General features: G+C 74.1%; 23 protein-coding genes. 10 read left to right on the plus strand and 13 right to left on the minus strand.

Features of this window, described 5'->3' with window-relative positions:
- Positions 1–410: 410 nt before the first annotated feature.
- The 3 genes from ABD207_RS12875 to ABD207_RS12885 all read right to left on the minus strand — a co-directional run bounded on the left by ABD207_RS12875 (position 411) and on the right by ABD207_RS12885 (position 3,405).
- Positions 411–1,511 carry a mechanosensitive ion channel family protein gene (locus ABD207_RS12875; protein WP_344012610.1) on the minus strand — a complete coding sequence of 367 codons (1,101 nt, stop codon included), beginning with the start codon at positions 1,509–1,511 and terminating at the stop codon, positions 411–413.
- Positions 1,512–1,679: 168 nt separating this feature from the next.
- Positions 1,680–2,444, minus strand: a complete 765-nt coding sequence (locus tag ABD207_RS12880; RefSeq protein WP_344012612.1) for a crotonase/enoyl-CoA hydratase family protein — start codon at positions 2,442–2,444, stop codon at positions 1,680–1,682.
- Positions 2,445–2,505: 61 nt separating this feature from the next.
- A complete protein-coding gene (locus tag ABD207_RS12885; RefSeq protein ID WP_425580710.1) occupies positions 2,506–3,405 on the minus strand; it encodes a lysylphosphatidylglycerol synthase transmembrane domain-containing protein in 900 nt (299 codons plus the stop codon).
- A gap of 201 nt (positions 3,406–3,606) precedes the next feature.
- On the opposite strand from ABD207_RS12885, the gene ABD207_RS12890 reads away from it, so the two are divergent.
- A complete protein-coding gene (locus ABD207_RS12890) occupies positions 3,607–5,499 on the plus strand; it encodes an ABC transporter ATP-binding protein (RefSeq protein ID WP_344012757.1) in 1,893 nt (630 codons plus the stop codon).
- A gap of 97 nt (positions 5,500–5,596) precedes the next feature.
- Here ABD207_RS12890 and secD read toward each other — a convergent pair whose 3' ends face one another.
- The 4 genes from secD to ABD207_RS12910 form a co-directional block, all read right to left on the minus strand.
- Positions 5,597–7,852: a protein translocase subunit SecD gene (secD, locus tag ABD207_RS12895; RefSeq protein ID WP_344012759.1), complete on the minus strand. Its 2,256-nt coding sequence runs from the start codon at positions 7,850–7,852 to the stop codon at positions 5,597–5,599.
- A gap of 110 nt (positions 7,853–7,962) precedes the next feature.
- Positions 7,963–8,331, minus strand: a complete 369-nt coding sequence (locus tag ABD207_RS12900; protein WP_344012615.1) for a hypothetical protein — start codon at positions 8,329–8,331, stop codon at positions 7,963–7,965.
- A gap of 143 nt (positions 8,332–8,474) precedes the next feature.
- A complete protein-coding gene (locus ABD207_RS12905; protein WP_344012617.1) occupies positions 8,475–9,164 on the minus strand; it encodes a response regulator in 690 nt (229 codons plus the stop codon).
- The gene (locus tag ABD207_RS12910; RefSeq protein WP_344012761.1) at positions 9,161–10,144 is read right to left on the minus strand and encodes a HAMP domain-containing sensor histidine kinase; all 984 of its coding nucleotides are present in this window, start codon (positions 10,142–10,144) and stop codon (positions 9,161–9,163) included. Before ABD207_RS12910 ends, ABD207_RS12905 begins: the two co-directional genes overlap by 4 nt.
- A 283-nt stretch (positions 10,145–10,427) precedes the next feature.
- Here ABD207_RS12910 and ABD207_RS12915 point away from each other — a divergent pair, with 283 nt between their 5' ends.
- The 6 genes from ABD207_RS12915 to ABD207_RS12940 all read left to right on the plus strand — a co-directional run bounded on the left by ABD207_RS12915 (position 10,428) and on the right by ABD207_RS12940 (position 14,872).
- Positions 10,428–10,754 (plus strand): TraR/DksA C4-type zinc finger protein, encoded by a 327-nt coding sequence (locus ABD207_RS12915; RefSeq protein ID WP_344012618.1) that lies wholly within the window; start codon positions 10,428–10,430, stop codon positions 10,752–10,754.
- A 45-nt stretch (positions 10,755–10,799) separates the two neighbouring features.
- Positions 10,800–11,186, plus strand: coding sequence for a TraR/DksA family transcriptional regulator (locus tag ABD207_RS12920; RefSeq protein ID WP_344012619.1), 387 nt, complete (start codon positions 10,800–10,802; stop codon positions 11,184–11,186).
- Positions 11,183–12,028 carry a hypothetical protein gene (locus ABD207_RS12925; RefSeq protein WP_344012621.1) on the plus strand — a complete coding sequence of 282 codons (846 nt, stop codon included), beginning with the start codon at positions 11,183–11,185 and terminating at the stop codon, positions 12,026–12,028. Before ABD207_RS12920 ends, ABD207_RS12925 begins: the two co-directional genes overlap by 4 nt.
- A 67-nt stretch (positions 12,029–12,095) precedes the next feature.
- The gene (locus ABD207_RS12930; RefSeq protein WP_344012622.1) at positions 12,096–12,662 is read left to right on the plus strand and encodes an Rv1733c family protein; all 567 of its coding nucleotides are present in this window, start codon (positions 12,096–12,098) and stop codon (positions 12,660–12,662) included.
- A 180-nt stretch (positions 12,663–12,842) separates the two neighbouring features.
- Positions 12,843–13,352, plus strand: a complete 510-nt coding sequence (locus tag ABD207_RS12935) for a hypothetical protein (protein WP_344012623.1) — start codon at positions 12,843–12,845, stop codon at positions 13,350–13,352.
- A 113-nt stretch (positions 13,353–13,465) separates the two neighbouring features.
- Positions 13,466–14,872 (plus strand): flotillin family protein, encoded by a 1,407-nt coding sequence (locus ABD207_RS12940; protein ID WP_344012624.1) that lies wholly within the window; start codon positions 13,466–13,468, stop codon positions 14,870–14,872.
- Positions 14,873–14,987: 115 nt separating this feature from the next.
- On the opposite strand, the gene ppk2 is transcribed toward ABD207_RS12940, so the two are convergent.
- The 6 genes from ppk2 to ABD207_RS12970 form a co-directional block, all read right to left on the minus strand.
- Entirely contained in the window at positions 14,988–15,791 is an 804-nt protein-coding gene (ppk2, locus tag ABD207_RS12945; protein ID WP_344012626.1) for a polyphosphate kinase 2, read from the minus strand.
- 192 nt (positions 15,792–15,983) lie between these two features.
- Positions 15,984–17,201 carry a hypothetical protein gene (locus tag ABD207_RS12950; RefSeq protein WP_344012763.1) on the minus strand — a complete coding sequence of 406 codons (1,218 nt, stop codon included), beginning with the start codon at positions 17,199–17,201 and terminating at the stop codon, positions 15,984–15,986.
- 302 nt (positions 17,202–17,503) lie between these two features.
- A complete protein-coding gene (locus ABD207_RS12955) occupies positions 17,504–18,805 on the minus strand; it encodes a bifunctional glycosyltransferase family 2/GtrA family protein (RefSeq protein ID WP_344012628.1) in 1,302 nt (433 codons plus the stop codon).
- Positions 18,806–18,972: 167 nt separating this feature from the next.
- The gene (locus ABD207_RS12960; protein ID WP_344012629.1) at positions 18,973–19,473 is read right to left on the minus strand and encodes a cellulase; all 501 of its coding nucleotides are present in this window, start codon (positions 19,471–19,473) and stop codon (positions 18,973–18,975) included.
- An 11-nt stretch (positions 19,474–19,484) separates the two neighbouring features.
- Complete coding sequence (locus tag ABD207_RS12965; protein WP_344012630.1) at positions 19,485–19,991, minus strand: SigE family RNA polymerase sigma factor; 507 nt, start codon at positions 19,989–19,991, stop codon at positions 19,485–19,487.
- A 345-nt stretch (positions 19,992–20,336) separates the two neighbouring features.
- A complete protein-coding gene (locus ABD207_RS12970) occupies positions 20,337–20,741 on the minus strand; it encodes a DUF6479 family protein (RefSeq protein ID WP_344012631.1) in 405 nt (134 codons plus the stop codon).
- Between the two features lie 105 nt (positions 20,742–20,846).
- Between ABD207_RS12970 and ABD207_RS12975 the strand changes: the two genes are divergently transcribed.
- The 3 genes from ABD207_RS12975 to ABD207_RS12985 all read left to right on the plus strand — a co-directional run bounded on the left by ABD207_RS12975 (position 20,847) and on the right by ABD207_RS12985 (position 25,251).
- A complete protein-coding gene (locus ABD207_RS12975) occupies positions 20,847–21,218 on the plus strand; it encodes a four-helix bundle copper-binding protein (RefSeq protein WP_344012632.1) in 372 nt (123 codons plus the stop codon).
- Between the two features lie 334 nt (positions 21,219–21,552).
- Positions 21,553–22,731 (plus strand): acyl-CoA dehydrogenase family protein, encoded by a 1,179-nt coding sequence (locus ABD207_RS12980; RefSeq protein WP_344012634.1) that lies wholly within the window; start codon positions 21,553–21,555, stop codon positions 22,729–22,731.
- 102 nt (positions 22,732–22,833) lie between these two features.
- Complete coding sequence (locus ABD207_RS12985) at positions 22,834–25,251, plus strand: serine/threonine-protein kinase (RefSeq protein ID WP_344012635.1); 2,418 nt, start codon at positions 22,834–22,836, stop codon at positions 25,249–25,251.
- Positions 25,252–25,296 lie beyond the last annotated feature (45 nt).

The following is a 25,296-nucleotide window of genomic DNA, read 5'->3' on the forward strand; positions in this document are numbered from 1 at the left end:
GCCTCGGCCGTCATGAGCACCTGGGCACACCCAGGCCACCGGAGGAAGCGGCCTGCGAGCGGGCCTACCTCGGTTGGTATCAGACCCCCCCGTGGTGCACCCCGTGGGCGGGGGGATGCTGCCCGCGGGCGGCATCGTGGCCGACGTCAGTAGGTCGGCAGACCCCCGTCTCCCCGGGACAACCCCCGGGCGGGCCCGATTCCGGGGCATCAGCCCCCGGGGGGATTCCCGCCCGCCTGGGAGGCGGCCCCCGGGCGGGCCCACCTCGCCCGGGACATCAGCCTCCGGCACAGTCCCGCCGGCCGGGGAGCGGCCCTCAGGGACGCTCCCCTCGGCAGGAGGAAACCCTCCGGCCCTGCTGAACGCCCCCCAAAAAAAGCGCGGGGCCCTCCGGGAGCCTCCCCGCGCGCTCAGACCGGCCGGGCGGCCGTCATCTCGCCCGGCTCCGTGTTCTCCGTGCCCCGCTGCTGCGGGATCACCACCGAGCCCTGCTGGAGGGCCACGGTGCGGGCCGGGGACGGGATGCGGATGCCCTCCTCGCGGTAGCGGCGGTGGAGGCGCTTGATGAACTCGTGCTTGATCCGGTACTGGTCGCTGAACTCGCCCACCCCGAGGATCACCGTGAAGCCGATCCGCGAGTCGCCGAAAGTGTGGAAGCGCACCGCCGGCTCGTGCTCGGGCACCGCCCCGGTGATCTCCTTCATGGTCTCGGCGACGACCTCCGTCGTCACCCGTTCCACATGCTCCAGGTCACTGTCGTAGGACACGCCGACCTGCACCAGCACGGTCAGCTTCTGCTCGGGCCGCATGTAGTTGGTCATGTTGGTCTTGGCGAGCTGCCCGTTGGGGATGACCACCAGGTTGTTGGACAGTTCGCGGACCGTCGTCTGCCGCCAGTTGATGTCCTCGACGTACCCCTCCTCGCCGCTGCTCAGCCGGATGTAGTCACCGGGCTGCACGGTCCTGGAGGCGAGGATGTGGATGCCCGCGAAGAGGTTGGCGAGCGTGTCCTGCAGGGCCAGCGCGACCGCGAGACCGCCGACGCCGAGGGCGGTGAGCAGCGGGGCGATGGAGATGCCCAGCGTCTGCAGCGCCACCAGGAACCCGATCGCAAGGACCAGGATCCGGGTGATGTTCATGAAGATCGTCGCGGATCCCGCCACGCCGGAGCGGGACTGGGTGACCGACTGCACCAGGCCGGCCACCACCCGGGCCACCGACACCGTCGCGGCGAAGATCAGCAGCACGGTGAGCACCTGGTTGACGGTGTGCTGCACCGTGCGGGTCAGCGGCAGCGCCGCAGCCGCGGAGGCGACACCGCCCGCGATGGCGGCCAGGGGCACGACCATGCGCAGCGCGTCCACGATCACGTCGTCCCCGCGCCAGCGGGTCAGCTCCGCCTTGCGGCCGAGCCAGCGCAGCAGCATGCGCAGCGCCAGGGCCGCCAGCAGACCGGCGGCCACGGCGATACCGGCACGCACCAGGTCGTCCACGGTCAGTTCGCGGGTCATCGCTCACCTCCGCCGAACGCCTGTGCCGACGACCGTATGTGAAGTCGTGTCACGTCTCGTCACCTGTTCGAATCTCCGGGAAGTACGTCGTGCCGCCCGGGACGTCCGCGGAACCGGCACGATCGATCATCCTGCCGTATCCGCGGGGCGGGTTCGCACCGGCGCCGGTCACATGTCCGAGAACGAGCCGTGCCGCCCGGCGCCGGAGGCGAAGCGTGCGGCGCCCCTCAGACTCTCGGTCAGGACGCCGGTGCCGTGCCGGAGTTCGGCGCGCAGGGCCGACTCGGCGTCCAGGCCCTCCTGGTCCAGCACCGAGGCGCGGTCGGAGCGCAGGCAGTCCTGCGGGAACCGGGCGATCCCGGCGGCCAGCTCCTCCGCCGCGGCGCGGGCCCGCCCGGTGGGCACCACACGGTTGGCCAGCCCCATGTCGTACGCCTCCGCGGCGGACACCGGGCGGCCGGTGAGGATCATGTCGAGCGCCCGGCTGGTGCCGATCAGGCGGGGGAGGCGGACGGTGCCTCCGTCGATCAGGGGGACGCCCCAGCGGCGGCAGAACACCCCGAACACCGCGTCCTCCTCGGCGACCCGCAGATCGCACCACAGGGCCAGTTCGAGACCGCCCGCCACGGCGTGCCCGGCGACCGCCGCGATCACCGGTTTGGACAGCCGCATCCGGGTGGGCCCCATCGGCCCGTCCCCGTCCGGCGCGACCCGGTTGCCGCGCTCGGTGCCGAGCGCCTTGAGGTCCGCGCCCGCGCAGAAGGTGCCGCCCTCTCCCCACAGCACCGCGACCCGCGCCTCCTCGTCCGCCTCGAACGCGCGGAAGGCATCGGCGAGTTCGGCGGCGGCAGGCCCGTCCACCGCGTTGCGCACCTCGGGGCGGGACAGGACGACGGTGGTGACGGGTCCCTGGCGTTCGGTCCGGACCGGCATGGCGAGTGCCCCTCTCCGTGGCTTCGAGGTCTCGTAGCGTGAAGGAAGGGGCACCCTACGCTCAGATCACCTTCAGCCGCACCAGCGCCGCCAGCGTCAGCGCGCCCGGCAGCAGCGGCAGCCACACCGTGATGACGCGGAAGGCCAGCACCACCGCCGTGGCCACGGGCGGCGCACCGCCGGCCGCCACCAGCGCCACGATCAGCGCCGCCTCCACCGACCCCAGCCCGCCCGGCGTCGGCACCAGCGCGACCGCCACGGTGGCCGCCAGATAGGCGAGCGCCATGTGCGCGGGCGGCACCCGGAGCCCCAGGGACAGACCCACCAGCACCAGCGCGGTCGCCTGCAGCGCCGGGAAGGCCAGCGCTCCGCCCCACAGCGCCAGCGCCCGGGCCGGCCGGGTGTGCACCGACCGGGCCTCGCCCAGCGCGGTGCGCAGGAAGGAGTACGCGGCCGTACGCAGCCGCCGTACGCACACCAGGGCGCCCGCCGCGAGGGCGGCCACCCCCGCGAGGCCGAGCAGCAGCGGGCCGAACGCCCCCGCGGGCAGCAGCACGTGAAGTCTCAGCGCACCGGGGAAGGCGACCAGCAGCACGCCCAGCAGCGCCACCCGGCCCGCCGCCTCCGCCAGCAGATACAGCGCAAGACCCGCCGAGGCGCGCGAAAGGGACAGACCGCACACCGTCATGAACCGGAGATTGACCGCGCTCGCCCCGAGGCCCGTGGGCAGCAGATGGTTCGCCGCGCCCGCCGCGAACTGCGTGGCCAGCAACCGCCGTGCGGGCAGCCGCGGAAGCACCGCGCCCTGCCGGGTGCAGGCCGCCGCCACCCAGGTCAGGCAGGTGGCCCCGGCAGCGGCCAGCAGCCACGGCCAGCGCGCGGTCGACAGATGCGCGAAGCCCTCGGCGAGCACCGAGCGGTGCCGCACCGCGGCCACGGTCACCAGCAGCAGCGGCACCACGCACAGAACGCGGCGGATCGTCCGCGCCGGACCCCGGGAGCCGCCATGTCCCGCAGCGGCAGCGGATGCCGGCGGCACCGCAGCGCGTTCCGGCGGCTCGGGCGCACGGGTGGGCAGGGTTTCCTGCAGCGTCATCGGGACCTTCGCACCTCGGAGCTTGACCTCAACGTTGCTTGAGGTTCTACGTTCGGCTCCATGAGCATGGAGACCACAGCGTGGACACAGTTGCACAGCGTCCTGAACGCACAGGAACGCCGCCCCCTCGCACGGGTGACATTGCGCCGCATCGGCGGCTTCGCCCGACCGCACCGCCGCCGCATCGCCCTGTTCGTGCTGCTGGGCTCGGCGACCGCGCTGCTCGCCGTCGCCACCCCGCTGCTCGCCGGCAGCGTCGTCGACACCATCGTCTCCGGCGGGGACGAGCAACGGGTCGTCCGACTGGCTCTGCTCATCGCCCTGATCGCGGTGGCCGAGGCGGCGCTCGGCATCCTCGGCCGCCGGCTGTCGGCGAGCCTCGGCGAAGACCTCATCCTCGATCTGCGCACGGCCGTCTTCGACCATGTGCAGCGTATGCCCGTTGCGTTCTTCACACGCACTCGTACGGGAGCGCTGGTCTCCCGGCTCAACAACGACGTCATCGGAGCCCAGCGGGCCTTCAGCAACACCCTGTCCACCGTGGTGAGCAACATCGTCACCCTGCTGCTCACCCTCACCGTCATGCTCGCCCTGTCGTGGCAGATCACCCTGATCGCGCTGGTGCTGCTGCCGGTGTTCGTGATCCCGGCCCGGCTGATGGGCCGCCGCATGGCGCGGATGCAGCGCGAGGCCGCCACCCTCAACGCCGCCATGGGCACCCGGATGACCGAGCGGTTCTCCGCACCCGGCGCCACCCTGGTCAAGCTGTTCGGGCGGCCCGAGGAGGAGTCGCGGGAGTTCGCGGTGCGCGCCCGCCGGGTCCGCGACATCGGCGTCCGCACCGCCACCGCCCAGTCGGTGTTCATCACCGCCCTCACCCTGGTCTCCGCGCTCGCCCTGGCACTGGTCTACGGGCTCGGCGGCTGGTTCGCGCTGCGCGGCGCCCTCGACCCGGGCGCGGTCGTCTCGCTGGCCCTGCTGCTCACCCGCCTGTACGCGCCGCTGACCTCGCTCGCCGGGGCGCGCGTGGAGGTGATGAGCGCCCTGGTGAGCTTCGAGCGTGTCTTCGAAGTCCTGGACCTGCGACCCCTGATCGAGGAGAAGCCCGGCGCCCGGAACGTGCCCGAGGGCCCGGTGTCCGTCGAGTTCGACGACGTCCGCTTCGCCTACCCGTCCGCCGACAAGGTCTCCCTCGCCTCCCTGGAGGAGGTCGCCTCCCTCGACACCCGGGGCGGCTCCGAGGTGCTGCACGGCGTCTCCTTCCGCGCCGAACCCGGGCAGACCGTCGCCCTCGTCGGCTCCTCCGGCGCCGGCAAGTCGACCATCGCCCAGCTGCTGCCCCGCCTCTACGACGTGGACTCGGGCGCGGTACGGGTCGGCGGCGTCGACGTGCGCGACCTGACCGCCGCCTCCCTGCGCGACACCCTCGGCATGGTCACCCAGGACGGCCACCTCTTCCACGACACCGTGCGCGCCAACCTCCTCCTCGCCCGCCCGGAGGCGAGCGAGGAGGAGCTGTGGGACGCGCTGCGCCGCGCCCGCCTCGACGACCTCGTACGGTCCCTGCCCGACGGCCTGGACACCGTGGTCGGCGAACGCGGCTACCGGCTCTCCGGCGGCGAACGCCAGCGCATGACCATCGCCCGGCTGCTGCTGGCCCGCCAGCGGGTCGTCATCCTCGACGAGGCCACCGCCCACCTGGACAACACCTCCGAGGCGGCCGTCCAGGAGGCGCTCACCGAGGCCCTTCAGGGCCGGACCGCGCTGGTGATCGCCCACCGGCTGTCCACCGTGACGGCCGCCGACCTGATCCTCGTCGTCGAGGACGGCCGGGTGGTCGAACGCGGCACCCACACCGAGCTGCTGGCGGCGGGCGGCCGCTACGCCGAGCTGTACCGCACCCAGTTCGCCCGGCAGCCGGCCGGCGACGGGACGGAGAAGGCACCGCTGGCCGCCTGAACCGCCAGGCGATCCAGGCGAGTTCCGCACCCGGCGCCGGCACATCGGCGGGGCGAGGACGCGCGTTTCACAGGCGTACGGCACCCCGCCGACCAGGTCACTTCCCTCGGCCGGTGCCTTGGTCCCGGCCCTTCGGGTGCCGGCCGGCACCGGCCTTCGGGCGCCCGGACCCGGCCCGGCCACGGCCGCCCCTGGCCTTGCCGTGCTGGAGGGCGTCGAGCTCGACGGCCAGCGGCGAGGCGGTCAGCACCGACGAGTACGTGCCCACCCCGATGCCGATCAGCAGGGCGAGCGCGAAGTCGGTGAGCGACTCACCGCCGAGCACCGCCAGCGCCGCCAGGATGAAGATCACGCCGATGCCGGTGTTGACCGTGCGCGGCACCGTCTGCAGGATCGCCTGGTTCACGGACTGCGCCATCGGCCTCTTGCGGTCCTTGGCCAGCAGTTCCCGCACCCGGTCGAAGACCACGACCGAGTCGTTCACCGAGTAGCCGATCACCGTCAGCAGCGCCGCCAGGAACACCCCGTCGATCGGCTTGCCCAGCCAGGCGAAGATTCCGGTGAGGATCACCACGTCGTGGGCGAGCGCGGCCACCGCCGACGTGCCGAACACCCAGCGGAACCGCACGGCGAGATACAGCAGCTGGGCGCCGAGGGCCAGGCCCAGCGCGATCAGCGCGTTGCGGCGCAGCTCCTCGCCGAGGCTCGGGCCGATCAGCTCGTCGCGCACCTTCTCCGCGCCGCCGCCCACCTCGGCGATGGCCTCGGCGACCTTGGCCGCCTCGGCGTTGCTCAGCTTCTCGGTGCGCACGGTGAGCTGGTTGTCGCCCGAGGACTGCACCACCGCCTGCGGGAAGCCCGCGTCGGCCAGGGCGTCGCGCGCCCGGTCCGGGTCGACGGCGGTGGAGGTCGAGTACTCGATCAGCCGGCCGCCGGTGAACTCGACCCCGAAGTTCAGCCCGCGCACCACCGTGCCCGCGCCGGCCAGCACCAGCACCACGGCGGACACCGCGAGCCAGCGGCGCGGCCGGCGCATCAGCTGCGGGTCACGGCGCGTCAGGTACTCGCGGACCCGGCCGAGAGAGGCCAGACCGGTCAGCTGCGGACGGCGGTACACCGAGCGCCGCGACACCGCGAACTCGGCCAGCACCCGCGTGATCACCAGGGCGCTGATCATCGAGGCGACCACACCGATGCCGAGGGTCACGCCGAAGCCCTTCACCGGTCCGGAGGCGAGCAGGAACAGCAGCGCCGCCGCGATCAGCGTGGTGATGTTGGAGTCGGCGATCGCGCTGAACGCGCCCTTGAAGCCGGCGGTCAGCGCCGAGCGGCTGCTGGGCCGGTTCCGCCTGCCGTACTCCTCGCGCGCCCGCTCGAAGACCAGCACATTGGCGTCGACGGCCATACCGATCGCCAGCACGAAACCGGCGAGACCCGGCAGGGTGAGCGTAGCGCCGAGCGCCGCCAGGGCCGCGTAGGAGATCACCCCGTAGCAGGCCAGCGCCACCGTGGCCAGGAAGCCCAGGAGCCGGTAGACCACGATGATGAACAGCGCGGTCAGGGCGGTGCCCACGACGGCCGCCCAGGCGCTCGCCTCGATGGCCTCCGCGCCCAGCGTCGGGCCCACGGTCCGCTGCTCCACCGTCTCCACCGGCACCGGCAGCGCACCGCCCTCGATGAGCAGCGCCAGTTCGCGCGCCTCGTCGCTGGAGAAGGAGCCGGTGATCTGCGTGGAGCCGCCGGTGATGCCGACGTCGCAGGCGACGGACGGCTCGACCTGCGGCGAGGAAATGATCTTGTTGTCGAGCACGATCGCGACCCGGCGCCGCGGATCGCCGGGCGGGTTGCAGGCGGCCTCGCCGGTCAGCCGGGCCCACTTCTTGTCGTCCTCGAAGTCCACGGCGACATACCAGCCGGCGCCGCCCTGCTGGTCGAAGCGGGCCTCGGCGCCCTCGACGTCGGTGCCGGTGAGCGCGGCCGGGCCGAGCCTGAGCCGCTGCCCCTGCTCGTCGGGCAGGGTGCGCTCGCCCTTCTCCTTCGGCGCGTCGGGGCCGAGCACGGGGTGGACGGTGAGCTGGGCGGTGCGGCCCAGGACGTCGGCGGCCCGGCGCGGGTCCTGCACACCGGGCAGCTCGACGATGATCCGGTTGTCCCCGGAGCGGACCAGGGTGGGCTCGGCGACACCGAGCGCGTCGACCCGGCCGCGCAGCACCTCGAGCGTGCGGTCGGTGGCCTCCCCGTCGGCTCTGGCCTCGCCCGTGGACCGGGTCTCCAGCACGATCTGCGTGCCGCCGCGCAGATCCAGACCGAGTTTCACGGGGACGGTGACGGCGATGAACACGGCCGCGACCATCACGGCCAGTGCGAACAACGCCCGGAAGCGGGCGGGACGTTTCACGTGATGCCTCCAGCAGGCGGGCCGCGGCCCTCACGGGCGGCGCGGCGGTGAGGAGTTGTGGGCTCTCAGGTGCTGGAGGCGGTGGGCGGTGCCCGGCCGAGGTCACCGGGCAGATGGGCGGCGTCGGGCGGTGCGTTGCCGTGTACCGGCGCTGGCGGCGCCGGCCGCGGCGGGATCACGGGCGTGTACGGGGGAGTGAACAGCAGCGGCCCGGCCGGCACGCTCCGCTCACCGGCGTCGCGCTGCGGCCGGAGGGGAACGGGGGAGGAGCCGACGTAGGCCTCGTCCGCGGCCGGCCGCGCACCGGACGGGTCCGCCGAGGGGGCGTACGTGGCGGGCGGCCCGGGCGCACCGGACCCGGCTGGGGCGGACGAGGCGGCGGCGCCCGGCGCGAGGATCAGCAGCAGGAAGGCCAGGGCGGCGACGGCGGCCACCGCACCCCGGGGCCACCGGGCGGCGGCCCCCCGAGCACCCCGGGGCCACCGGGCGGCAGCCAGCCCTGCGTGCCGGGACCACGGGAGGGCGTGCCGGGACCACGGGAGGGCGTGCCCCGGCCCCGACCCGTACCGCTGCCCGGTCAAGGCTCCACCAGCCCGGCGCGGATGGCGTAGCGGGTCAGCTCCAGGCGGTCCCGCAGGCCCAGCTTGTTCAGCAGGTTCTCCCGGTGCCGCTGCACCGTCTTGACACTGATGAACAGCAGCTCGGCGATCTCCCGCGAGGAGTGGCCCTCGGCGACGAGCTTCAGCACCTCCTCCTCACGCGGCGTGAGCAGCTGCTCGGGCGCTTCCTCACCGTGCCGCACCCGGTCGAGGTAGGTGCGGATCAGCGCGGTCACCGCCCCCGGGTAGAGGAACGGCTCGTCACGCATCGCCGCCCGGCAGGCGGCCACCAGATCCCGGTCGGCGACCGACTTCAGCACATAGCCGACCGCGCCGACCTTGAGCGCCTGGAACAGGTACTGCTCGTTGTCGTGCATGGTCAGCATCAGGATCCGCAGGCCCGGCTTCAGCGACACCAGTTCCCGCGCGGCCTGCAGCCCCGTCAGCCGGGGCATGGCGATGTCCAGCACGGCCAGATCGGCCTCGTGCTCGCGGGCCAGGGCGATCGCCTCCGCACCGTCCCCGGCCTCGGCGACGACCTCCAGGTCCGGCTCCCGGTCGAGGATGAGCCGCACGCCGCGCCGCACCAGGGCATGGTCGTCGGCGAGCAGAATCCTGATCGGCGAGGTGCCGGCGCCGTCGGCGCCGGGCGATGGGTGCTGGGTCATGACTGCTTCCTGGGGACGGGCACGGTCAGCCGGATCCTGGTTCCGGCGGGAGTGGTTCCGGCGGCAGTGGTTCCGGCGGGAGCCGCAGGGACGATGTCCAGTGTGGCCCCGACGAGCAGGGCACGTTCACGCATGCCGCGGATGCCGGCGCCCTCCTGGGCGGCACCGATGCCGCGGCCGTCGTCGCTCACCTCCAGCACGACACCTCCGCCGTCGCCGCGGAGGCTCACGTCGACGTTCTGCGCCTCGGCATGCCGGGCCGCGTTGGTCAGCCCCTCCTGCGCCACCCGGTAGATCACCAATTCCGTCTCCCGGTCCAGCGCGGGCAGATCGGCGTCGAAGCTGCGGCGCACCCGCAGGCCCGTATGGGTGGCGAACTCGGTGGCGAGCGAGGTGACGGCGCTGACCAGACCGAGGTCGTCCAGCACCCCCGGACGCAGCCGGCGCACCAGGCGGCGGACCTCGTCCAGGCTCTCCCGGGTGATCTCCTGCACCTGCCGCAGATCGGCCCGCAGCGGATCCGGTGCCTCGTCGGCGGCCCGCTCCAGCGCCAGCAGCACCGCCGTCATGCTCTGCCCGACCTCGTCGTGCAGCTCCTGCGCGATGCGCCGCCGCTCGGACTCCTGGGCGAGCAGGGCGCGGGCGCTGCTCGCGGCGCGCTCGCCCTCCAGCCGCTCCAGCATCGCGTTGAACGTGGAGACCAGCTTGGCGACCTCACCGCCGCCGCGCACCGGCAGCCGCTGCCCCGGACGCAGCAGGTCGACGGTGGTCATCAGCCGGGTCACCCGGTCCAGCGGGGCGAGACCGATGCGCAGCAGCGCCGCGTTGGCGACCAGCATCACCACAAGACCGCCCACCAGGATCACCGCCTCCGTCAGCAGCACCGGAACGGACACGGTCACCGGAGCCCACAGCAGCAGCGCGGTGGCCATACCCAGCACCACCGCGTTGAGGCCGAAGATCCGCCAGTACAGGGACACGGAGGTCACGCCTTCCTCACACTCGTCTGCCTCTACTGTCGGTCACCGCGCCGAACGGTGCGGCCACGGCCCCCTGCTCTGGCGATCACCGGCCAGCGTGCCCGGGGCCCCGGCTCCCCGTCGATGGGGTGCGCACCCCATTTCCGGCGGACCGCGTTGCCCAGGCCGGGCGGGGTGGGTCCACCGACCCCGCACAGATGGGTACCTCGGCCCATGGGTTCCGCACCCGGAACGGGTCATGGTGGGGACATCCACTCGTATGCCGACCCTGGAGGACCCTGTCATGTCGCTCGACGTGCCCCGCACCGAACCGCGCCCCGGCCACACCGCCGCCGAGGAGATCCGCCGGCGCCTGGAGCACGCGCGCAGCACGCGGCTGGCCCAGCTCAAGGCACTCGACGAAGAAGCGGCGAGTCCCGACGATCCGCTCACCGCACACCAGCGCGAGGCGATCGAGAGCGCGCTCCAGGAGATCGAACAGGCCCTCGCCCGCCTCGACAACGGCACGTACGGGATCTGCGAGGGCTGCGGCAAGCCGGTGCCGCCGGAGCGCCTGGAGATCCTGCCCTACACCCGCCACTGCGTCACCTGCCGCCGCCGCGCGGCCTGACCGGCGTCCCCGTCCGCGTCGTCCCCGTCCCGCGTCAGGGGTGAAATGGTGTCTCATCACACGCTGTCCGGCCAGGAGGCCGGCGCCGACCACGCCGGCCTCACGCCCGAGGACCTCGCGGCCCTGCGCGAGAGCCTGAACGAGCAGCGGCTCTTCCGCCGGGAGCAGCTGCGGCAGTTCGCCCGCGCCGGGTCCCCGCCCGGTGGTGGGGGCGACGCGGAGGGGCCCGGCCACGGCGAGGTCCGCGCCCAGCTCGCCGCCTCCGCCCGCATGGTCCTCGCCGACGTCGAGGCCGCGCTGGCCCGCATGGACGCCGGTACGTACGGCGGCTGCCATCTGTGCCGCCGCCCCGTGGAGCGGGAACGGCTGCGGATCGTGCCGCAGGCCCGCTACTGCGGCCGCTGCCAGCAGGTGCGGGAGGCGGCCCGATGACCGCGCCCCGGGTGCTGCGGTCGGCCGGACCCGACGCGGTCCGGCCGCCCCGGCGCCGTGGCCCGGCCGTCGCCCTCGACCTGGGCAGCGCCCGGACGCGGGCGTGGATCGCCGGGCGGGGCATCGTGCTCGACGTGCCCACCGTGACCTTCCCGGGCAGCGGCGCGGCGCACCCCGTCCAGCGCGGCACCATCGTCGACCCGGCGGGCGCCGCCCGGATGCTCGACCGGCTGCTCGGCCACCGGCTGCCCCGCTTCGGCCGGCCCCTGGTCGTCGTCACCACGCCCGCTCTCGGCGGACCGGACTTCCGCATCGCGGCCCGCACGGCCGCCGAAGTGCTCCACCCGCGCGAGGTGCTGACCGTCCCCGGGGCGCGAGCGGTGGCCGTGGCCGCCGGCGCGGACGACAACCGGCCGCTGCTGGTGGTGGACATCGGCGCGCATCTCACCGAGGCCGTGCTGCTCGCCGGCGGCGCGGTCACCGACGCGCGCCGCACGGCGCTGGGCACCGCCGACCTGGCCGACGGCACACCGCCCGGGCAGGTCACCGACGCGATCGTCGACATGGTGACCGGGATGCTGCGCCAGGACCGCACCGCGCGCACCCGCACCGCCCTGCGCCGGGGCGTCCTGCTGGCCGGCGGAGGCGCCCTGCGCCCCGACATCACCCATGCCCTCCCGGCCCGCCTGGGCTGCCCGGTGAGCCCGGTGCCGTCCCCGCACACCGCCGCGGTCCGGGGCGCCGCGAGCCTGGCCGGCCACCTGCGGCGCCGGCCGCCGGACGTGGCCCGGGACCATCCCTCCGCACCGGGGCACGACCTGCATTCCCTCGAGGAGCCTTGACGTGACGGGCCATCCCCGACCGCCACAGCCGCCTCCTGGCCCGCCCCCGCGCGTGGCGCTGTGGCGCATGCGCACCCTGCGGCGCAACGGCCTGCGCCGCCGCACCGACGTGATCCGCGCCTGGGCCGGCATCGTCCTGCTCCTCGTCGTGCCGGCGGTGGCACCGGTGGCCGCCCTCCTGGCGGGTGACGCGGCGATGCGGCACTACGAGGACACCGCACGGCACCAGCGGGAGACCCGGTACCAGGCGACCGCGACCCTCACCCGGGACGCGCCGCGCCACCCCGAACCGGGCTCGGAGGAGGAGAAGGAGACCCGCTACCCGGTGGAGGTCCGCTTCACCACCCGGGAGGGCCGCACCCGCACCACCCGCGCCGAGGTACGGCCGGGGCTGCCCGCCGGCAGCAAGATCCGCATCTGGGTCGGCGCAGACGGCGAGGCCACCGGACCGCCGATGTCGCGTGAGCAGATCCGCAGCCGGGGCATGGGCTGGGGGCTGCTCGCCGCCATCGGCGTCGCGCTCGGCGGAGCCGCCGCGCACGCCGCGACCGTCCTCGCCCTGCACCGCCGCAACCTCGCCGCCTGGGACGCCGCCTGGGCCGAGACCGCACCCCGCTGGACGACCCCCACCTGAGGCCCGCCTGCCCACAGGCGCCCGCGGCGCCCTCCGGAGCCCGTCGCGCGCACCGGGAGCCGCTCCGTGCCGAACACGGCATCAAGACGGCGTGAAGATTGCCGGACTCCGGCAATGTGCCACGACCTGACCGTGTGCCAGGATGCGCGCACGGGGGTTGTCGACGACAGGGGGCCCTGAATGAACTGGTTCCTGGGGCTCGGTATCGCCGGACTCGTGCTGCTGGCGCTCTCCCTGATCTTCGACGGGCTTCTGGAGGGCCTGCTCGACGGCGTCCTGGACGGCCTGTTCGACGGGTGGCTCTCGCTTCCGGTCATCGCCGGTTTCGTGTCCATGCTCGGCTTCGGCGGGGCCGTCGCACTGGCGACCACGGGCCTCGGGGCCGCCGGTGCCACCGCGATCGGTGTGCCGGCGGGGATCGGTGCCGCCTGGCTGACGCTGAGGTTCACCCAGGTGCTGATGCGGGACGACCCGGCCGCCACGCCGCGCGGCGGCGATCTCGTCGGCAGCCCGGGCTCCGTGGTCACCGCCATCCCGGCGGACGGCTACGGCGAAGTGCTGGTCCACCTCGCCGGGCAGCCGCTGAAGCTGGCCGCCAAGTGCTCGGTGCCGGTGGACCGCGGCGCCGAGGTCTGGGTCGAGTCGTCCCCGACGCCCACCTCCGTGGTGGTCCGCCCGGTCGAACGCTGACCGGGCACGGCGCCGCCTCGCCGGCCGCCGCACGACCGCACCTGTCGCACCCATGTACGTCATGTCGTTCCGATGCGCCGTCCCCAAGGGAGGGCTGAAGGGGATACACACATATGAGCCCAGTACTGATCGCCGTGACCGGCGCGGTCGTCCTCGTCGTCCTGCTGGCCCTCGTGGTCATCACCCGCTACAAGGTCGCCGGCCCCAGTGAGGCGTTCATCGTCACCGGCCGGCGCGGCAAGAAGGCCACCGACCCGGAGACCGGCCGGGTCTTCACCGACAACAGCGGCCAGAAGGTCGTGGTCGGCGGCGGCGTCTTCGTCGTGCCGTTCGTGCAGCAGAAGTTCACCCTCGACCTGTCCAGCCGGCACATCCCGGTGGCCGTCCGCGGCGCGGTCACGCTGCGCGGCGTCAAGGCCAACCTGGAGGGCGTCGCCATCGTCAAGGTCGGCGGCACCGAGGACTCCATCCGCGCCGCCGCCCAGCGCTTCCTGATGCAGCAGGAGGGCATCGTCGGCTTCACCCAGGAGGTGCTCTCCGGCGCCCTGCGCTCCATCGTCGGGCGCATGTCGGTGGAGGACATCATCCGTGACCGTGCCGCCTTCGCCGGCCAGGTCGCGGAGGAGGCCGAGGCCAGCCTGTCCGGGCAGGGCCTGGTGCTGGACGCCTTCCAGATCCAGGACATCTCCACCGAGGGCTCCTACCTCGAGGACCTGGGCCGGCCCGAGGCCGCCCGCGCCAAGCAGGAGGCCGACATCGCCGAGGCCGAGGCCCGGCGCGCCTCCGAGCAGGCCCGGCTCAAGGCCGAGGAGGAGATCGCCATCGCCCAGCGCACCTTCGCGCTGAAGCAGGCCGAGATCAAGGCGGAGACCGACGAGGCCGCCGCCCGCGCCAACGCCGCCGGACCGCTCGCCGAGGCGGCACGGCAGCAGGAGATCCTCCAGGAGCAGGAGAAGGTCGCCCAGCGGCAGGCCGAGCTGACGGACCGTGAGCTGGACACCAAGGTCCGCAAGCCCGCGGACGCCGCCCGCTACCAGGCCGAGCAGGAGGCCGAGGCCCGCCGTATCGCCGCGGTCAAGGAGGCCGAGGCGGCCGCCGAGCGGGCCAGGCTCACCGGTGAGGGCGAGAAGGCCCAGCGCGCCGCGCTCGCCGAGGCGGTGCGCATCGAGGGTGACGCGGAGGCCGCGGCCATCGCGGCCAAGGGAGCGGCAGAGGCCGAGGCCATGCACAAGAAGGCGGACGCCTTCGAGCGCTACGGCGACGCGGCGGTGCTGCAGATGCTGGTGGAGGTGCTGCCGCAGGTGGTCGGCAAGGCCGCCGAGCCGCTGGCCGCGGTGGACAAGATGACCGTGATCTCCACGGACGGCGCCGGTCAGCTCCCGCGCACGGTCGCCGACAACGTCGCCCAGGGCATGGAACTGCTCAGCTCCACCACGGGCGTCGACCTCGCCGAGCTGCTCAAGGGCCTGGCCGCCCGCGGCGGTGCGCAGCCCAACGGCAAGGTGCCGATCAGCGAGTGACGCCCCGTCACTCGCACAGGGCCTGGTGAAGCTGCGGCGCTGCGACGGACATCGCAGCGCCGCACGTCCGTGTCCCCCGTGGCCCGCAGAGACCGGCCGCTGCTTCCCGGGCTCCTCAGAGAGTGGCCGCGTGGTCGGGGACGTAGGTGCGCAGTTCGCGAGGCGAGCGCTCGTAGCCGGTGGACTCCGGGCGCTCCGGCAGCTCCAGCACCGCGGGCGGCACCTCGTGGTAGGGCACGGAGTCCAGCAGATGGGCGATCATGTTGATCCTGGCCCGTCGCTTGTCGTCGCTCTCCACCACGTACCACGGCGCCTCGGCGATGTCGGTGTGCACCATCATGGTGTCCTTGGCCCGCGAGTAGTCCTCCCAGCGCGTGATCGACTCCAGGTCCATCTCCGACAGCTTCCAGCGCCTGAGCGGATCCTCCAGCCGGCGCCGGAACCGCTCCTGCTGCTCGGTGTCGCTCACCGAGAACCAGTACTTGCGCAGCAGGATCCCGTCCTCCACCAGTATCCGCTCGAAGATCGGGCACTGGCGCAGGAACAGCTCGTACTCCTCCTTGGTGCAGAAGCCCATGACGTGCTCCACGCCGGCCCGGTTGTACCAGCTGCGGTCGAACAGCACGATCTCCCCGGCGGCCGGCAGATGCTCCACGTACCGCTGGAAGTACCACTGGGTGCGTTCCCGCTCCGTGGGCCGGGGGAGCGCGGCGACCCGCGCGACCCGGGGATTGAGGTGCTCGGCGACCCGTTTGATGGTGCCGCCCTTGCCGGCCGCGTCCCGCCCCTCGAAGACCACGACCAGCCGGGCGCCCTCCGCCCGCACCCACTCCTGGAGCTTGACCAACTCGATCTGCAGCCGCAGCAGTTCCTTCTCGTACACCTTGCGCGGCAGCTTCGCTGCCTTCTCGCCGCCCATGCCCGCACCGTACTGACCGGCGGACCCGGCCGCACCCTGACGCAACCGGGACCGACCGGAGGACCCGGCACTCTGACGCAACCGGGACCGACCGGAGGACCCGGCACTCTGACGCAACCGGGACCGACCGGAGGACCCGGCACCCGGACGGCCCGCGCCACGCACACCAGGGGCGACTCCGCCCCGGAAGCCCTACGGCACCCCCAGCTCGAACAGCGCGTACCCCGCGTACGAGCCGGACGCCAGGGCCGCCGTGCCCAGGACCGTGGCCAGCGAGGGCCGGCGCAGCCGGCGCATGGCCAGGGCGAGCGGGATGAACAGGGGGAACAGCGGGAGCAGATAGCGCGAGACATTGCCGAAGTACTGCTGGGTGCCCATCACCATCAGATACGACAGCACCGTGTGGACCACGAGCACGGCCGGTGGGCGCAGCCGCACCAGCAGCACCGTCAGCACCGGGACCAGCAGCACCACCGCGACACCGATCATGTCCTCGAACGGCATGGCGAAGTGGTAGTCGGTGCGGCCCACGGCCACCGAGGTGAGCACGTCCAGGGTGTGCCGGCCGTAGTCGAACTTGTGGGCCCACGCCCCGTCCTGCAGCTTGCTGTACCCGTTCCAGTCGCCCATGCGGTAGCCGACCCAGCCGAGATAGCCGGCCGTGCCCAGCGGCGCGATCGCCACCGCGAGCAGCGGCCGGCGCCAGTTGTCCCGCCGTCGCCACACCTCCACCAGCCCGGCCACGGCGAGCGCGGCGACCAGGGTGACCGCGGTGGGGCGGGCGAGCCCCGCCGTGAAGGTCAGCACGCCCGCGGTGAGCCAGCGGCGGGTCATCACCGCGTAGCAGGCCCATGCGGCGAGCGCGGTGTACACCGACTCCGAGTACACCGCCCACTCCGCACCGGAGCCCGGCCACACCGCCCACAGCCCGACCGCGACCAGACCGGCCCGGGGCCCGCCCAGCCGGGCGGTGACGGCGTGGATGCCGAGCGCGGCGACGAAGGAGAAGACGATGGAGACGGCCATGCCGGAGCCGTACGGGCCGAGCCCGGTGACCGCCGAGACCAGCTTCATCAGCGCCGGGTAGAGCGGGAAGAACGCCGCCGAGTTGCCCTTCAGGGTGATCATGCCGGTGGCGCCCGGCACCGGCTCGAGGGCCGGGTCGTAGCCGTGCAGGACGATCTGCTGGTACCACCAGCCGTCCCAGCTGCCCAGCACGTCCCAGGTGTGCTCGCCCCCGCCGAAGCGCGGATGCTTCTCCCGGAAGTCCCCGGCCGCGTCCAGCAGGTACATGAACACCGCGAACCCTGCCAGCTTGAGCACGCCGTACGTGGCGAGGACCGGGCCGTACCGGGCGGCGGCCCGCCGCCACCGCTCGTGCCGGCCGCGCGGCGCGGGGCGCGGCAGCACCAGCCAGGCCGTCGTGACCGGCGGCTCGGGCGGGGAGGCGGGCGAGGACGGCAAGGAAGCCGAGGAAGCCGAGGAAGCCGAGGAAGCCGAGGAAGCCGAGGAGGAGGGTGAGGAGGTCGAGGAGGGTGAGGCGGGCGAGGACGGCGAGGATGTCGAGGAGGGTGAGGCCGGCGAGGAGGTCGAGGAGGGCGAGGAGGGCGAGGAGGGCGAGGAGAGTGAGGAGGGCGAGGAGGGCGAGGAGGGTGAGGCGGACGGGGACGGCGAGGAGGGCGTCGGGTCGGTCCGGCTGGTCCCGGTGGTGCTCATGAGGCGGAGGCTCCTGTCGTGCGGCGGGAGCGGTGGCCCGGGAACACCCAGGCCCGCAGGAGGAGGAAGCGCAGCAGGGTGGCGGCGAGATTGGCGGCGACCAGCGTCACCAGCTCCACCCGGGCACCGGCGTCCGGCGCGGTGTGGTGGAGGGCGGCGAGCGAACCGCTGGTGAGGGCGAGGCCCACCAGGAACGCGGCCAGGCCCTTGAGCTGGTGGCGCAGCACCCCGCCGCGCCCCCGCACCCCGAAGGTGAGCCGCCGGTTGGCCGCCGTGTTGGCGATGGCACTGGCCAGCAGGGCCAGCGCATTGGCCGCCTGGGCGCCGGCCAGGGGCCGCAGGGAGGTGAACAGCAGCAGGTGGAACAGCGTGCTGGCCACCCCGACCACGGCGAAGCGCAGCAGCTGCGGCACCAGCGCGGGCGGCAGCTCCGGGCCGTCCCCGCCCAGCGTGCCGGTGCGGCGCAGCGCGGTCAGCGGCAGCCGGCCCCCGGCCAGCGCACGGCCCAGCCGGGCCATGCCGCGCAGGTCGGCCAGCGCGGTGGCCAGGATGTCCACCCTGCTGTCCGGGTCGTCCACCCAGTCCACCGGCACCTCGTGGATCCGCAGGCCCGCGCGCTCGGCTATCACCAGCATCTCGGTGTCGAAGAACCACTCCCGGTCCTCCACCAGCGGCAGCAGCCGCTCGGCCACGTCCCGCCGCACCGCCTTGAAGCCGCACTGCGCGTCGGAGAAGCCCACCGCCAGGGTGCCGCGCAGCAGGCCGTTGTAGCAGCGGGAGATGAACTCCCGCTTCGGCCCCCGCACCACCCGCGAGCCGCGCGCCAGCCGGGTGCCGATCGCGATGTCCGAGTGCCCGGAGATCAGCGGCGCCACCAGCGGCAGCAGCGCCGCGAGGTCGGTGGACAGGTCCACGTCCAGATAGGCGAGCACCGGGGCGGCGGAGCGGGACCAGGCGGTGTGCAGGGCCCGGCCGCGCCCCTTCTCGGCCAGCCGGATCCACTCGGTCCCGGGCAGCTCCTCTGCCAGCCGGGCGGCGATCAGCGGGGTGCGGTCGGTGCTGGCGTTGTCCGCGATGGTGATGCGGAAGGAGTAGGGGAACGTTTCGCCGAGGTGGGCGTGGAGCCGCCGCACGCACGGCTCCAGATCGTTCTCCTCGTTGTGCACCGGAACGACGACGTCCAGGACGGGCCCGGTGTGCAGGGCGGGCAGCGGCGCACGGCGCGGAAGGGCCACCGGGGCGGCGCTCGCGGCGGATGTGCGGCGGCCGGCCGGTGCCGACCGCCTCGCGGTTCTCATGAGGGGTTCACGGTCTCTTTCCGGCGCCGGCGGGACAGGGTCCCGGGAGGGGACTGCCGAGCGGCGCCACGGGCGGTCATCGGGACGCACGAGGCCCGGTACCGGAGCGGAGTCATCCGGTACTCACGGGTGTGCGCGATCGAGGAGTGAGGAGGTGCCTGTGGCCGCTAGCCGCTGTCGGCCGACTCCGGGCCGGGCGGCCCGCCGGAGTGCCACGCGGACCGGGAGACCGGCTGGGAGGCCCCGTCCGGCGGCGGAGGTGTCGTCCCGGCACCCTCGGTGGGGGAGGGCGGCAGGGAGGTCGGCGTGCGGCCGCCGCCGGGCAGGGACGTGCCCGCCCCCGACGAGTCCGGCGGCGGCGAGGTGCTGGGATCGGCGGGCGGCACCGATGCGGTGGGGCTGGGCAGGACCGGGGGCGCCGAGGGCGTGGTCGCCGGGAGAGGCTGCCGGTCCTCGGGCCGTGACCCGTCGTTCAGCGCGGGCAGCAGCGCGAGGCCGATGCCGATACCGGTCACCGCGAGCGCGGACCCGCCGGCCCGCCACAGCATCCGGGCCCGGCGGCGGGACCGGATGCCGGCGTAGAGGCGCTGCTGCTGGTCGGGGCCGTAGGGGCTCGGGCGGTGGGAGCCGCGCATCATGCGGGCCAGCTCCCGCTCGAAGTCGTCCATCGCTTCTCCCCTCACCCCAGGTGCCTGACCGTGCCGGACAGGATCTGCCGCAGGCGTACCACCCCGCGCGAGGCGTGCGACCGGGCTGTGCCCACCGGGCACCCGAGGGCCTCGGCCACCTGGGCCTCCGACAGGTCCTCGCAGTACCGCAGCACCACCGCGGCCCGGTGCTTCGGCGGCAGCAGCGCCAGCGCGGCCTCCAGCCGTGAGCGTTCGGCCACGGCCGCGGACAGGTCGCCCGGTCCGGGCCGGTCGGGCAGCCGCTCCACGGGGCGCTCGCCCCACCAGCGCCGGCGCGCCGAGCGGGCGGCCATCCGCACCAGCACCTGGCGGACGTACGCCTCCGGGGCCTGCTCGGCGATCCTCGGCCAGGCGAACCACAGCTTCACCAGGGCCTCCTGGACCAGGTCCTCGGCCCGCTGCCGGTCCCCGCCGGTCAGCAGCCGGGCGACATGGAGCAGCGACGACCAGCGGGCGGCCACGAACGCGTCGAAGCCGTCGACCCCCCACCGCTCCATCCCAGCCCCCGTGTCCGGCAAACCCTTGCACCCCTGACAAAGACTCCCGGCCCCCCGAAACGATGCACCGAAACGGTGTGATCCACGTCACCTCGGACATGCGAAAGGGCGGCCCGTGCGGCCCCCACCCGCGCCGTTCAGCGCAGATGGAGGCCACACGACCCGCCCCCTGGGCGAGCGCGCGGCAGTGCTTCAGATCAATCGGGCCGCGTACGTCGCGCGGCCTGCGTGCGGTACGGCCGCATCCCTGAGGGGCGCGGGGAACTGCGCGACCAGCCACCGCGTACCCGCAGCCGCCAAGTCACCGCAATTCCCCGCTCCGTGGGCGCCCGCCTCACCGGCCGCTCAGCGTGCGCCCGGCCCACCGCTGCCGAAGCCGCCGCTGCTCCCCTCGTCCCACCGGGGCCGCTCCTGCCCGGTACCGGTGCGGGTGCCGGCGCCGGTACCGGTGCGGGTGGCGGAGCTGCCCCGGCCCTTCATCTGGTGCGGGGTCAGCCGGCCCTCACCGGTCGGCATCTCATCGGGCTCCCGGTTCTCCCGTACCTCCCGGACCGGACCCCCCTCCGGCATCCGCGGCTGCTCCTCCGGGCTCGGCCGGACGCGCCCGGCCTGCCGGACCCGCCGGCTGCCGAAGGCGAAGGCGCCGATCAGCAGGGCCACGACCACGGCCGCCGCCACCACCATCCCGATGCCGAGGGCTCCGCGCCCGGCGGCGAGGCCGGCCGTCTCGATCCATGAGGTGTTCGTCATGCGGCGCGGGTACCCCCGGACGGGCCGGTGAACCAGCCGGGAAAACCGGGCGGAACCCGGACACCAAGGGGTTTGGCCATGAGGGACCCCGGCTACTCGCGCTGTGTGACGACCACATCGCAGGAGGAGCTGTTCCGGTTCCTCGAGGACCGTTTCGCCTGCGCCCAGGCGTGCACCGAGACCGCCAGGGCGTGCGCACTGCGGGCGAGCCTCGTGGATCCGGACGGCACCGAGAACCAGGAACTCGTACGACGCAAGGGCATCATGTGCGCCGAGGTGTGCGACGCCACCTGCCGCGTGCTGTCCGAACAGAACCAGGTGGACGAGGACACCATCCGGGTCCAGGTCGAGTGGTGCCGCCAGGTGGCCCTGGAGAGCGCGCACGTCTTCGACCGGCAGCCGGGAGCGGAGCAGACCGCCGAGGCCTGCCGCGCCTGCGCCCGGGCCTGCACGGACTTCCTCGCCGTCCTGGCATGACGCCCTGCGCACTGACGAGACGCGCACTGACGAGACGCGCACTGACGAGCCGCGCGCCGACGAGACGCGCACTGACGAGACGCGCGCCGACGAGACGCGCGCCGACGCGCCTGGCCCGGCCCGACCGGATCACCGCGCCGCCGCTGAGCGACGCCCACCGAAGCGCCTGGCCGGTGCCACCGAGCCACCGCGCGGGGTCGCCCGGCCACCGCGCCGGCAGCACCGCGCCCGCCTCCGCTCCGACAGCGGCGCCCCTCCGCATCCATTCCCAATTTCTGCAACGCGTTCTACCGTGTGCGCCGACCGGACCCGCTCCCGGGAGCCTGGAGGCGCCGTGCATCTGGACCACACGCCCGAACAGCAGCGACTGCGCACCGAACTGCGGGAGTACTTCGCCGGGCTGGTGCCCGACCAGGCGTACGCCCGGCACGCCGACCCGGCCGCGCAGAAGCGGTTCTACCGGGAGACCATCCGCCGGCTCGGCGCCGACGGCTGGCTCGGCGTCGGCTGGCCCAAGGAGTACGGCGGGCGCGGCCTGGGCGCACGGGAGCAGTTCGTCTTCTTCGACGAGGCCGCCCAGGCTGGCGTCCCGCTGCCGCTGATGGCGCTGAACACCGTGGGCCCGACGATCATGCGGTACGGCACCGAGGAGCAGAAGCGGTACTTCCTGCCCCGGATCCTCTCCGGCGAGATCGACTTCGCCATCGGCTACAGCGAACCCGACGCCGGCACCGACCTCGCCGCGCTGCGCACCCGGGCGGTGCGCGAGGGCGACACCTACGTCGTCAACGGGCAGAAGATCTGGACCACCAACGGCGACACCGCCGACTGGGTGTGGCTCGCGGTGCGCACCGACCCGGACGCGCCCCCGCACAAGGGCATCACCATGCTGCTGGTGCCGACCTCCGGCCCCGGCTACTCCTGCACCCTCATCAACACCCTCGCCTCGCACGACACCACGGCCGGTTACTACGAGAACGTACGGGTGCCGGTGTCGCACCGGGTCGGCGCGGAGAACGAGGGCTGGCGCCTGATCACCAATCAGCTCAACCACGAACGGGTGACCTTGGCCGCGCACGGCAGCATGGCGATCCGCGCCCTGCACGACGTCCGCCGCTGGGCGGCGCGGACCAAGCTCGCCGACGGCCGCCGGGTCGTCGACCTGCCCTGGGTGCGCCGTCTGCTGGCCCGCACCCACACCCGACTGGAGGCGCTCAGGCTGCTCAACTGGCGGCTGGTGTCCGCCGTCGAGGACGGCACGCTCACCCCGCAGGACGCCTCCGCGGCCAAGGTCTACGGCTCCGAGGCCAGGCGGGACGCCTACGCCTGGCTGATGGAGGTGGTCGCCGCGCCGGGCGCGCTGAAGGAGGGTTCCGCGGGGGCGGTGCTGCACGGGGAACTGGAGCGGGGCTACCGCTCGGCGGTCATCTTCACCTTCGGCGGCGGCAACAACGAGATCCAGCGGGAGATCATCTCCTGGATCGGCCTGGGGATGCCGCGGGTGCGGAGGTAGTGCGCAGGAGTACACGGCACCGTACAAACTCGGGCGGAAGGTCGCCATACTGGACGAGCCAGGGGAGGGCACGGCTTACAGCGACGGGGGCGTGCGCAGAAGATGGGGGACACCAGGCTCATCCATGGCCGGTACCGGCTGCTGGACCTGATCGGGCGCGGCGGCATGGGCGAGGTGTGGCGGGCCCGTGACGAGTCTCTGGGGCGGCAGGTCGCGGTGAAGTGCCTGAAGCCGCTCGGCTCCGGCCACGACCAGTCGTTCGGACGGGTGCTCAGGGAGCGGTTCCGCCGCGAGGCCCGGGTGGCGGCGGCCCTGCAGCACCGGGGCATCACGGTGGTGCACGACTTCGGGGAGTCCGACGGCGTGCTCTACCTGGTGATGGAGCTGCTCCAGGGCCGCAATCTCAGCCAGCTCCTGGAGGACAACAAGCAGCATCCGCTGCCGGTCGAGCAGATCGTGGACATCGCCGAACAGGTGGCCGCGGCGCTCGCCTACACCCACGACCAGGGCGTGGTGCACCGGGACCTCAAGCCCGCGAACATCGTGCGCACCGCCGACGGGACGGTGAAGATCTGCGACTTCGGCATAGCGCGGCTGGGCCACGACATCGGCTTCACCTCCCGGCTGACCGGCACGGGCGTGGCGATGGGCACCCCGCACTACATGTCGCCGGAGCAGATCAGCGGCTCCCCCGTGGACCGGCGCAGCGACCTGTACTCCTTCGGCTGCGTGCTGTACGAGATCGCCACCGGTGTGCCGCCGTTCGACCTGGACGACGCCTGGGCGGTCCTGGTCGGCCACCGCGACACCCCGCCCCGGCCGCCCCGCACCCACCGCGCCGAACTGCCCGAGCAACTGGACCGCATCATCCTGGACCTCCTCGCCAAGGACCCCGCCGCCCGCCCGGACACCGCCCGGGAGCTGTCCCGCCGCCTGGCCGCGCTCAGAGCGGGCCCGCTCGTGGTCCCGGGGAGCGCGGGAGAGCCGGTGAGCGGGGCGGCGCCGGCGACGCAGGACCGGGCCGGCCCGCCGGGCAGAACGCGGCCCGGCTGGGCGGAGCGTGCGGCCCTCCCTCCGGGGGAGGGCCTCCCGTCGGGGGAGGGCCGGGTGACGGCCGGCGAGACGGAAGCCGCAGCAGCGGAGCGGGCGGCCGGTGCGGCACCCGCCGCCGGCGGCCGGCGCGCGGGAACCGGCCGGCCCGCGCGCTTACCCTCCTGGACCCGCGGCATGACCACCGGGCACAAGACCGCCGGCGGCACGCTGCGGACCACCCCGCCGGACCCCGCGGCCGGCCTGTCCGGCGAGTGGATCCCCCGCCCCGCCGCCGACCCGCGCGCCGACCGCTCCGTGCCGGACGACCTGCCCACCCCGTCACCCGAGACGCTGACCGCGCTGGCCGCCCGGCACAACGCGGGCCTGAGCCTGGGCCGGCTGGGGCGCTGGGCGGAGGCGGAGGAGGTGCACCGCGCGGTCGCCGCCGAACGCCGCCGCCTGCTCGGCCCCGAGCACCCCGACACCCTCGCCGGCCGCTACGAGGTCGCCTTCGCGCTCAGCCGCACCGGCCGCGCCGCCGAGGCGCTGCAGGAGTACAAACAGGTGGCCGAGGCCCGCATCCGCGCGCTCGGCGCCGACCACCCCGACACGCTCGCCGCCCGCCAGGAGATGGCCTACGTCCTGGCCCAGCTGGGCCGCGCCTTCGACGCCCACCAGGTCTATCTGTCGGTGCTCTCCGCCCGAGAGCGCACCATGGGCCCCGACCATCCCGACACCCTGCGCTGCCGGCACAACCTGGCCTTCAACCTCGGCCGGCTCGGCCGCCTGGAGGACTCCTGCGGCATGGCCCGCGAGGTCGCGCGGGCCCGGGCCCGGGTGCTCGGCCCCACCCATCCGGACACGCTGGTCAGCCGCTGCGAAGTCGCCTACACCCTGGGCCTGCTGGGCCGCTGGCAGGAGGCGCTGGACATCTACCGGGAGGTCGCCGAGGCGCGGGCCGCCGTCCTCGGCCCCGACCACCCCGACACGCTCGCCGCCCGCTACGAGATCGGCATCAGCCTGGGCCGCCTGGGCCACATCACCCGGGCGCTGGAGCACTACCGCGAGCTCGTCCGGGACCGCACCCGCGTCCAGGGCCCCACCCACCCCGAGACACTGCGCGCCCGGCACGGCGTCGGCGTCAACCTCGGCCGGCTCGGCCGGTGGGAGGAGGCCCTGGCCGAGTCCCGCGAGGTGTGCGCCCTGCGGGAGAGCACCCTCGGCCCCGACCACCCGGACACGCTGGTCAGCCGCCGGGAGGTGGCCGTCGGCCTGGGCTGGCTGGGCCGGTGGGCGGAGGCGCTGACCGAGTACCGGAGCGTGGCCGAGGCGCGGGAGCGCGTGCTGGGCCCCGATCACCCGGACACCCTGGCCAGCCGCGACGACGAGGCCCAGTGCCTGCAGCAACTGGGCCGCGACACCGAGGCCGTGGACCTCTACCGCCAGGTGGCCGCCCTGCGCCGCCGCGCCACGGCGGACGGACGGTGACCCCGGCCCCCTTCCTCGGTGGTCCCGCCGCACGCCCGGCACCCG

Origin of the sequence: Streptomyces thermospinosisporus (genome assembly GCF_039526425.1) — a bacterium.
In the GTDB taxonomy this organism is placed as follows: Bacteria; Actinomycetota; Actinomycetes; order Streptomycetales; family Streptomycetaceae; genus Streptomyces; species Streptomyces thermocarboxydovorans.

What these genes read in the sequence shown, in the direction of transcription:
- ABD207_RS12890 (WP_344012757.1), top strand. Translation starts at nt 3,607, where the DNA reads ATGGAGACCACAGCGTGGACACAGTTGCACAGCGTCCTGAACGCACAG.
- ABD207_RS12965 (WP_344012630.1), bottom strand. Translation starts at nt 19,991, where the DNA reads ATGGAGCGGTGGGGGGTCGACGGCTTCGACGCGTTCGTGGCCGCCCGC.
- ABD207_RS12935 (WP_344012623.1), top strand. Translation starts at nt 12,843, where the DNA reads ATGAACTGGTTCCTGGGGCTCGGTATCGCCGGACTCGTGCTGCTGGCG.
- ABD207_RS12880 (WP_344012612.1), bottom strand. Translation starts at nt 2,444, where the DNA reads ATGCCGGTCCGGACCGAACGCCAGGGACCCGTCACCACCGTCGTCCTG.
- ABD207_RS12940 (WP_344012624.1), top strand. Translation starts at nt 13,466, where the DNA reads ATGAGCCCAGTACTGATCGCCGTGACCGGCGCGGTCGTCCTCGTCGTC.
- ABD207_RS12920 (WP_344012619.1), top strand. Translation starts at nt 10,800, where the DNA reads ATGGTGTCTCATCACACGCTGTCCGGCCAGGAGGCCGGCGCCGACCAC.
- ABD207_RS12955 (WP_344012628.1), bottom strand. Translation starts at nt 18,805, where the DNA reads ATGAGAACCGCGAGGCGGTCGGCACCGGCCGGCCGCCGCACATCCGCC.
- ppk2 (WP_344012626.1), bottom strand. Translation starts at nt 15,791, where the DNA reads ATGGGCGGCGAGAAGGCAGCGAAGCTGCCGCGCAAGGTGTACGAGAAG.
- ABD207_RS12905 (WP_344012617.1), bottom strand. Translation starts at nt 9,164, where the DNA reads ATGACCCAGCACCCATCGCCCGGCGCCGACGGCGCCGGCACCTCGCCG.
- ABD207_RS12915 (WP_344012618.1), top strand. Translation starts at nt 10,428, where the DNA reads ATGTCGCTCGACGTGCCCCGCACCGAACCGCGCCCCGGCCACACCGCC.
- ABD207_RS12875 (WP_344012610.1), bottom strand. Translation starts at nt 1,511, where the DNA reads ATGACCCGCGAACTGACCGTGGACGACCTGGTGCGTGCCGGTATCGCC.
- ABD207_RS12985 (WP_344012635.1), top strand. Translation starts at nt 22,834, where the DNA reads ATGGGGGACACCAGGCTCATCCATGGCCGGTACCGGCTGCTGGACCTG.
- ABD207_RS12970 (WP_344012631.1), bottom strand. Translation starts at nt 20,741, where the DNA reads ATGACGAACACCTCATGGATCGAGACGGCCGGCCTCGCCGCCGGGCGC.
- ABD207_RS12960 (WP_344012629.1), bottom strand. Translation starts at nt 19,473, where the DNA reads ATGGACGACTTCGAGCGGGAGCTGGCCCGCATGATGCGCGGCTCCCAC.
- ABD207_RS12925 (WP_344012621.1), top strand. Translation starts at nt 11,183, where the DNA reads ATGACCGCGCCCCGGGTGCTGCGGTCGGCCGGACCCGACGCGGTCCGG.
- secD (WP_344012759.1), bottom strand. Translation starts at nt 7,852, where the DNA reads ATGGTCGCGGCCGTGTTCATCGCCGTCACCGTCCCCGTGAAACTCGGT.
- ABD207_RS12930 (WP_344012622.1), top strand. Translation starts at nt 12,096, where the DNA reads ATGCGCACCCTGCGGCGCAACGGCCTGCGCCGCCGCACCGACGTGATC.